This is a genomic window from Bradyrhizobium sp. AUGA SZCCT0182 (assembly GCF_018130185.1).
GTDB lineage: Bacteria > Pseudomonadota > Alphaproteobacteria > Rhizobiales > Xanthobacteraceae > Bradyrhizobium.
In genome coordinates, this window is sequence record NZ_JAFCLY010000070.1 from 24,185 (window position 1) to 32,089 (window position 7,905).

7 protein-coding genes are annotated in these 7,905 nt (G+C 62.5%); 4 read left to right on the forward strand and 3 right to left on the reverse strand.

Going from position 1 to position 7,905, the window contains the following annotated elements; genetic code table 11:
* Positions 1 to 104: 104 nt before the first annotated feature.
* Complete coding sequence (locus JQ611_RS39620; RefSeq protein WP_212468625.1) at positions 105 to 2,462, forward strand: Orn/Lys/Arg decarboxylase N-terminal domain-containing protein; 2,358 nt, start codon at positions 105 to 107, stop codon at positions 2,460 to 2,462.
* 29 nt (positions 2,463 to 2,491) lie between these two features.
* Positions 2,492 to 3,049 carry a GNAT family N-acetyltransferase gene (locus tag JQ611_RS39625; protein WP_212468626.1) on the forward strand — a complete coding sequence of 186 codons (558 nt, stop codon included), beginning with the start codon at positions 2,492 to 2,494 and terminating at the stop codon, positions 3,047 to 3,049.
* A 113-nt stretch (positions 3,050 to 3,162) separates the two neighbouring features.
* Here the strand turns inward: JQ611_RS39625 and JQ611_RS39630 are convergent, their stop codons facing one another.
* Together JQ611_RS39630 and JQ611_RS39635 are read right to left on the reverse strand one after the other, a co-directional pair.
* Complete coding sequence (locus JQ611_RS39630) at positions 3,163 to 3,561, reverse strand: TfoX/Sxy family protein (RefSeq protein WP_212468627.1); 399 nt, start codon at positions 3,559 to 3,561, stop codon at positions 3,163 to 3,165.
* 9 nt (positions 3,562 to 3,570) lie between these two features.
* Positions 3,571 to 4,569: an aldo/keto reductase gene (locus tag JQ611_RS39635; RefSeq protein ID WP_212468628.1), complete on the reverse strand. Its 999-nt coding sequence runs from the start codon at positions 4,567 to 4,569 to the stop codon at positions 3,571 to 3,573.
* A 168-nt stretch (positions 4,570 to 4,737) separates the two neighbouring features.
* Between JQ611_RS39635 and JQ611_RS39640 the strand changes: the two genes are divergently transcribed.
* A complete protein-coding gene (locus JQ611_RS39640; RefSeq protein WP_212263185.1) occupies positions 4,738 to 5,052 on the forward strand; it encodes an EthD family reductase in 315 nt (104 codons plus the stop codon).
* 427 nt (positions 5,053 to 5,479) lie between these two features.
* Positions 5,480 to 6,196, forward strand: a complete 717-nt coding sequence (locus JQ611_RS39645) for a type 1 glutamine amidotransferase (RefSeq protein WP_212263255.1) — start codon at positions 5,480 to 5,482, stop codon at positions 6,194 to 6,196.
* 514 nt (positions 6,197 to 6,710) lie between these two features.
* Here the strand turns inward: JQ611_RS39645 and JQ611_RS39650 are convergent.
* Positions 6,711 to 7,394, reverse strand: coding sequence for a hypothetical protein (locus JQ611_RS39650; RefSeq protein WP_212468629.1), 684 nt, complete (start codon positions 7,392 to 7,394; stop codon positions 6,711 to 6,713).
* Positions 7,395 to 7,905 lie beyond the last annotated feature (511 nt).

A 7,905-nucleotide genomic window follows, 5' to 3' on the forward strand; every position in this document is an offset into this window, starting at 1 on the left:
CCGATCGAGCGGCAGGGTTTCGGGCGGCCGGGCCGGAACCCATCCGTCATCCAGATGTCATCGAATGCGCCAACAGCTTGCTGGACACACATTCGAGGGCACCGATGGACTATTTCCGACGCTTCACCTTTCTGTTCGCCGCACCGGTCTTTGATACCGACGATCTCGAAGGCCTCCGTTTCAACCAGATCATCACCGAGATCGAGCGGTCCGGCTTTGAAGTGGTCCGGGCGCGCAGGCTCGAGGATGCGGAAATCGCGGTTCAAACCGACGCCGCGATCGGCTGCATGGTGGTCGACTGGGGCAAAAAGGGCCTCGAGGGCAAGACCATGGCCCTGATCAATCTGATGCGGCGGCGCGGCCTCGATTTTCCGATCATCCTTTTGATCCGCCGCAAGCGGTTCGAGGACCTGCCGGTCGAGGTGCTGGATTTCATCGACGGCTATGTGTTCCTGTCCGAGGAAACGCCGCCCTTCATCGCCAAGAACCTGATCAGCCGCCTGAAGCAATATGCCGAAACCCTGAAGACGCCGTTTTTCGGCGCGCTGGTCGACTATGCCGAAGAGGGCAACCAGCTATGGACCTGCCCGGGCCACAATGGCGGCGTGTTCTACAGCCGCAGCCCGATCGGCCGGGTGTTCGTCGAACATCTCGGCGAAGCCGTGTTCCGCGACGACCTCGACAATTCCGTGCTCGACCTCGGCGATCTCCTGACCCATGAAGGCCCGGCGCTGAAGGCGCAAAAGGAAGCGGCGCAAATCTTCGGCGCCGAAAAGACCTATTTCGTGCTCAACGGCACCTCGACCTCCAACAAGGTGGTGCTGGGCGCGCTGGTCACCGACGGCGACCTCGTGCTGTTCGACCGCAACAACCACAAGGCGGCCCATCACGGCGCGCTGATGATGGCCGGCGGCATTCCGGTTTATATCCCGACCGTCCGCAACGCCTGGGGCTTGATCGGCCCGATGCGCTGGGACGCGATCGACGAGACGAGTTTGCGCGAACGCATCCGCAGCCATCCGCTGGTCAAGGACCCCGAGGCCTGGCGTAAGCCGCGTCCTTTCCGGGTCGCCGTGGTCGAGCAGTGCACCTATGACGGCACGATCCACAGTGCCGAGATGATCCTGAAAGCGATCGGCCATCTCTGCGACTACATCCTGTTCGACGAGGCCTGGGCCGGCTTCATGAAGTTTCATCCGCTCTATGCCGGACGTTTCGCGATGGGACTGTCCGGTCTCGGCCCCGACGCGCCCGGCATCATCGCGACCCAGTCGACCCACAAGCAGCTGGCGAGCTTCTCGCAGGCCTCGCAGATCCACATCAAGGACCGCCATATCACCGGCCAGAAGCGCCGCATCGAACACCGGCGCTTCAACGAAAGCTTCATGCAGCACGCCTCGACCTCGCCGTTCTATCCGATCTTCGCCTCTCTCGATGTCGGCGCGCAGATGATGAAGGGCCGCTCCGGCGAGGTGCTGTGGGACGACACGATCCGGCTCGGCATCGAGCTGCGCAAGAAGATGCGCGCGGTCCGCCGCGAATTCGAGGAGAAGGAAGCGCGGCCCGAACGCCGCTGGTTCTTCGAGCCGTTCGTGCCCGACCGCGTCGCGATACCAGACGTTTCCCGCGCGGGCGCCGTGCACAATGTGGCCTGGGAGACCATCTCCACCGACATGCTGGTCACCGATCCCGTTTATTGGCAGCTTTCGCCGGACGCGCGCTGGCACGGTTTTCCCGATCTGACCGCGGGCTTCGCCATGACCGACCCGAACAAGCTGACGGTGCTGACCCCCGGCTTCGACCATGCCACCGGCCGCTATGCCGACCACGGCATTCCCGCCCCCGTTGTCGCGCAGTATCTGCGCGAAAATCGCATCGTGGCGGAAAAGAACGATCTCAACTCGCTGCTGTTCCTGCTCACCCCCGGCGTCGAGGCCAGCAAGGCCGGCACGCTGATCTCGGGCCTCGTCGCGTTCAAGAAACTGCACGACGACAACGCGCTGCTGGAAGAGGTGATCCCGGAATTCCATCAGCGCCGGCCGAAGCGCTATGCCGGCGTGCGCTTACGCGATCTCTGTGGCGAGATGCACGGCTTCTTCCGCAACGCCGGCGTCAGCGCGCTGCAGGCCAAGCAATTCCTCGCCGAGCATCTGCCTGACATCGCGATGTCGCCGCGCGACGCCGCGCGCTATCTGGTTCGCAACGACGTCGACTATCTGCCGATCGACGCCATCCCCGGCCGCATTGCCACGACGCCCTTTGTGGTCTATCCGCCCGGCATCGCCACCATCGTGCCGGGCGAACGATTGACCGAGCGGGCGCAGCCGATGATCGACTACCTCAAAATGTTCGAAACCTGCTTCAACACCTTCCCCGGCTTCGACGTCGAGATTCAGGGCGTCTACAAGGAAGTCGATCCGTCCGGCCGCATCCGGCTCTATACCTACGTGGTCGCCGAATGAACCGGCCAAACGAAACCGCAGGTCCGGCCATGACGAGCGACCAACCGGTGCTGGTCCGGCCCTCGCGCGACGGCGATGTCGAGGCGATGCTGGCGATCTACCGCCATCATATCCGCCGCGGCATTGAAGAAGGCGTCGACGACAGCGGCACCCCGGAGCCGGAGGATTTGCGCGACCGGCGCAAGAACCTGCGCAGCCAGCGCCTGCCGCATCTGGTGGCGACCTGCGGCGGCGAGGTGGTGGGCTACGCTTACGTCGTGCTGTTTCGCAAGCGGCCGGCCTATCGCTACGCGGTCAAGCATTCGATCTATGTGCATCGCGAGCATCAGGGACGCGGCGTCGGACGGCTGTTGTTGCAGGAGCTGATCGATGTCTGCGCCGCCGCCGGGTTCCGGCAGATGATCGGCTATATCGATTCCGACAACACGGCCTCGCTCGCGCTGCATGAAAGGTTCGGCTTTGCCCGCGCCGGCCTGCTGCCGGGCGTCGCCTACCGCTACGGCCGCTGGGCCGACACCGTCATGGTGCAACGTTCGCTTGCCGCCGGTTCAACCGCACCGCCGCTGATTTCCAGCCCGGGGCGGTGAGCGGGCGTGCAACAAATTCCATGTCGTCCCGGCGAATGCCGGGACCCATAGCCACCGAAGGTCATCGTGCACGAGGCTGGAGCGACATCGGCTCTAACAATAAGCATTTGTGCTTAAGGGTCCCGGCGTTCGCCGGGACGACGACGGTTGGGTTTACTTGGTGCCGCCCGCCCCCGCTTCGCCGCAACCCGGTGCGCCGCCGCCAAAGCGGCGCGCGCCCAGACGATCAGCTCATCGGGTTCGTCGAACAGCCGCTCCGGCACGCGCCAGAAGGAGAGGTCGATCATGGCGCCCTTCTTCGCATAGTTGAGCGGCGGAAACGCCTCGGCTTCCTTGAATATCTCACGGTTCTGGTCATCGACCCGGAAATAGAGCGTATTCTCCGTCACCACGGCAAGCATCACGCCGTCGCAGAACACGCCGGTCTTGCCGAACATGCGCCGCATGGTGACGCGGCCCAGCGGCGCCAGCTGCTCGCTCAGGAATTCGGCATAGGTGGCGCTGGCGACCATGCTCGCCGATCACCGCGGTTCGCCGGAGAACGCCAGCCGCAATGTCGACAGCCGGTCGAGCGCCGCCTGCGGCAATGGACCTTTTTCGACCGCGGCAAATGCGCCCTCGAACTCCTGCGGCGTCGCCATGCCGACCAGGATGGTACCCATCGCCGGGTGCGACAGCGCAAACCGCGTGGCGGCTTCGGTCAGGCTGGAAGCAAAACCTTCCTCCACCAGCGGCATCAGACGGCGGGCGCGCTCGATATCAGCATCGTAGCTCATCGCCGAACCAATCGGCTCGGGCGCCGGGCTTGCAATCGGATGCCGCGCGGCCGAGCCCGACAAGGCGCCGCCCGCCAGCACGCGGATGCCGACGACGCCGACGCCGGCCGCCCGTGTGTGATCGAACACCCCTGCATAATCCTGCGCCGGATAATTTTTCGGCAGTTCTTCGGCGGCGGATGGATTGAGCATGTTGTAGACGATTTGCGCGCTGTCGAAGACGCCGGCATCGATCACCTGATGCAGCGCCGCGGTGTCGCCGACCGCCGAAATCCCGAGGAAACGAATCTTGCCCTGCTGACGCAGCCGCTCGAACGCCGGCACCACCTCGTCCAGCACCTGCCGCGCGCTCAGCGCCGATCCGCCGCCGGAAACGGTAATCGGATTGTGCAGGTGAAAGATGTCGACGTGCTCAAGACCAAGCCGCGCCAGACTGCCTTCGAGCGACGTCGTGACGGCATCGGCAATGCGGCCGAACGCATCGGGCGGTATTCGGACCTTGGTGCCGACGATCGCGTTGGCCGGCTTCAGCTTTTGCAAGACACGGCCAAGGTTCTTTTCCGATTCACCGTCGCCGTACAGCACCGCGGTGTCGAAATAATTCACGCCGACTTCGAGCGCCCGCGCCACGGCGCGCTCCTGGTCCGCAGGATCGCCGCGCACCATCACGCCGCCGACAGCGCCGCAACCAAAGCCCAGCACCGAGAGCTGCATTCCCGTGCGCCCAAAAATTCGCAATTGCATCGCTGTTCCTCCGGCTGCTCGCACAATACTCGAAATCTTCGTCCCGGGGTAATTTGCGGCTGACACAATTGTAAGTTTGCGTTTCGGAGTTGCGGGATCGGCAAAACTGACGCACAGTTTGGGCCTGTGCCGGAAATCAACCGGCGAGTATCAAACGAGGAGCACGCCATGATCAAGGTAAGCGTTATGTATCCAAACACGCCGGGGGCGCGCTTCGACCACGATTATTACCGCGACAAACACATGCCGCTCCTGAAGGCGCGCATGGGCGATGCCTGCAAGTCCTACACGGTGGACAAGGGCCTTGCGGGTGGCGCGCCCGGTGCGCCCGCGACCTATGTCGGGATGTGTCACATCTTCGCCGACTCGGTCGAGGCCTTCCAGGCCGGCTTTGGGCCTCACGCCAAGGAGATCATGGGCGACATCAAGAACTACACCGACATCGCCCCGGTCATGCAGATCAGCGAAGTCGTCGTCGGCTGACGGCGGCTGCGCAGCTTGCGTAGGGTGGGTCAGGTGACTTGTCCGCCGCAGCTCGCAGAGAGAAGGCGTAAGCCGTAACCCACCGCCGACGCGAATACGAACAGCGGTGGGTTACGCGGAGTTTGTCTCCGGGCCGCGCTTTGCACGGACCCGCCGGCAACCCACCCTAAGCATTAACCTGAATTTCGCCTGGTCAAGTCTTGAAGCGCGCGATGGTAAAGCCAATTCGGACTACCCCCAAAGAAGCGGTATCGTTCCACGATGTTTGTTGCGGAACCCCCGAAATCTCGACATCATTTTCAAACGCTGCCGGACATCGCCCCCCTGTAAAAAACCTGGCCGCGAACCCCAAGAAGCCGCGTCGGGCCTCAGCTCTTTCCCCAAGGAGCTGAGGTCCTTTTATGTTGTGGTGCCCTGGAAAACTTTCATGCCGAAAATCACGATCATTGAAACCGGCGTCATTTCGCCTGCCAATCGCGCGCGGCACGGCTCCTTTCCGCAGATGTTCGAACGGCTGCTTGGCGAGGCGGATGCCTCGGCGAGCTTTGCGACGGTCCGGCTTGCTGACGGCGAAGCGCTGCCCGATCCCGCCAGCCTCGAAGCCATTCTGCTCACGGGATCGCCAGCCGGTGTCTACGACGATCTCGACTGGATCGCACCGCTCGAGCGCTTTGTACGCGCGGCATATGAGGCGAGAGTTCCAATGGCCGGAATCTGCTTCGGCCATCAATTGATCGCGCAGGCGCTCGGCGGAACGGTGCGCAAATCGGAAAAGGGCTGGGGCATTGGACGTCACGTCTATGACGTCGTGCCCGGCAACGGCGTGATCGACGGCGATAGGCTAGCGATTCCCGCCTCGCATCAGGACCAGGTCATCGCGCCGCCTACGGGGGCAACAACCATATTCCATTCGCCGTTCACGCCGCACGCGGGCCTTCTCTATGCGAACGGCGTAACGCTGTCCGTGCAGCCGCATCCCGAATTCACCACGGCCTTTGCGCATGTCTGTTGCGAAAAAGCCGGTCAGAACAACGCTCCCGAACCGCTGGTCACGGCGGCCAAGGCTTCGCTCGAGCAGCCCCTCGACAGCCCCGACCTCGGCCGCGCCATCGCGCGTTTTCTGGCGAGGCCGCGCACAGCGTGATCGATTTTGTGCGATCAGCGTAGCCCGGATGAGCGCAGCGACATCCGGGGTTCCGCCTGCGCCTTAACCCGCATATCGCTGCGCTCATGCGGGCTACCAGTTGCTCACGACCGTCTGTGCCGCGGCGCTATGTATCCCCGCCAGGACCGCCTATCGAGTTTTCGGGATTACCATCTGCATTCGGCTTCACCTTCGTCCCCTGACGAACGGCGAAGGCGATAAATCCCACCAGCGCGCACAACGCCAGCAGGGGTCCCAACCAGTTCGGCATGATCATCCTTCGCGTCGTGTTGCACCAAGTGGCTTTTCGCCCAACTCTACATCGTTGGACTCGCTATTGGGCATATGGGTTCAACCTGGGAAGCCCCTGTTTTCATTCGACCCATTCCTCAGCGTCCCGCAGCAAGCGTAGCCCGGATGAGCGCAGCGACATCCGGGGTCCGTCAGCAGCTCCAAATACCCGCATATCGCTCCGCTCATGCGGGCTACCGAGCGAAGCCGCGTGCCAACTCCTTTACGCCTGCGGTCGGCTCGTCCAGCGAAGCTGGTGAACCCACAGTCGCACCGCCCGCAACTTCAGCATAAACCCGTGCAACCAGTCCGGCGCTCCGAGATACCGCAGTGCTTCAGCTTGTCCCTGTTCCCTCTGCTGCGCGAAGCTCGCATCGGAAAAGTAGTCATGATCGCCAGCACACCACTCCAATGTTCGCGCAATCTCTTCCTGCAATAGTTCGGTCTGCGGCAGCTTGATGACAAAGTTCAGTTCGCGCCGAAGACAGATCGCCTCGATCCGGGCACGCCTATTCTCGTCGTAACTGATGCCCCAATGTTCCAGCCTTGCATGGGTGGCTTCGTGGATGATTGTGGATGCGATCCATTCGATCGTTTCTTCGAGGACACGGCGTTCATCTAACACGCATGCCTTCAGTGACCGCTCGTAATGTGCGGCGTCACCTGGCAGCAGCCGCACCCATATTCGCTCCAGGTTACTGGTGACGCGGGAGTAGTGCAGCGGATCGCGTTCCTTGATAAGCCGCAGCGCCTCCTCGACGCGGCGCAGGCCGGGATGGGGCTCGCTTTCCCACGACCCCACCCAAAGCCCGTCAACATTTCGGCTCGTTGAAAACCAAAGCCCCAGCCTGTCGGTGACGGCGGGCTTTGTGGCCCGCAAATCCCGCCGCTTGTTCCGTTGCTGCAAGCGCCGACCCTTCTTCGTGGCTCTACCGCGTTTGCCGATTCATAGGCCAAGCTGCCTTTCGGGTTGCTTAGAAGCTTAATTCAAATCGTATCGAATATCGGGCTCCTGTCGGTAGACTTTCGACTATCCATCAGCCCGACGGGCAAATCAGTTCTGATTTTCGGAATCAATGTCAAGACCTGAAATAAAAACATTTCTGTTTACCAGAATGTAAATCAGGTGCATATCTTTCGCCATCCCGTCCCACTCAGAGGGGCGTCGGCCGTCGTCATGACGAGGGGCGGGTCGCGGTGGACGCCGACGTTGCGATTGACGGTCGCAGCTGAAGCGTACGGCGAAAGCGTGTGGTCCTGGCGCCCGTAACGGCGTCAAGTCTTTCGGGAGCTGACGCTTCCGAGGGGCGACGGTGGCAATAGAGGCCGTCTCACCGGGGAGAGCGCGTTATAAGCCGTAAAGCCATTGCGCAGGGAATGTCGGATGTTCTCCGCTGCCCTGTATGCTCATGTGCAGC

Coding starts and splice junctions, on each gene's coding strand:
- JQ611_RS39620 (WP_212468625.1), top strand. CDS start 105: ATGGACTATTTCCGACGCTTCACCTTTCTGTTCGCCGCACCGGTCTTT.
- JQ611_RS39625 (WP_212468626.1), top strand. CDS start 2,492: ATGACGAGCGACCAACCGGTGCTGGTCCGGCCCTCGCGCGACGGCGAT.
- JQ611_RS39630 (WP_212468627.1), bottom strand. CDS start 3,561: ATGGTCGCCAGCGCCACCTATGCCGAATTCCTGAGCGAGCAGCTGGCG.
- JQ611_RS39635 (WP_212468628.1), bottom strand. CDS start 4,569: ATGCAATTGCGAATTTTTGGGCGCACGGGAATGCAGCTCTCGGTGCTG.
- JQ611_RS39640 (WP_212263185.1), top strand. CDS start 4,738: ATGATCAAGGTAAGCGTTATGTATCCAAACACGCCGGGGGCGCGCTTC.
- JQ611_RS39645 (WP_212263255.1), top strand. CDS start 5,480: ATGCCGAAAATCACGATCATTGAAACCGGCGTCATTTCGCCTGCCAAT.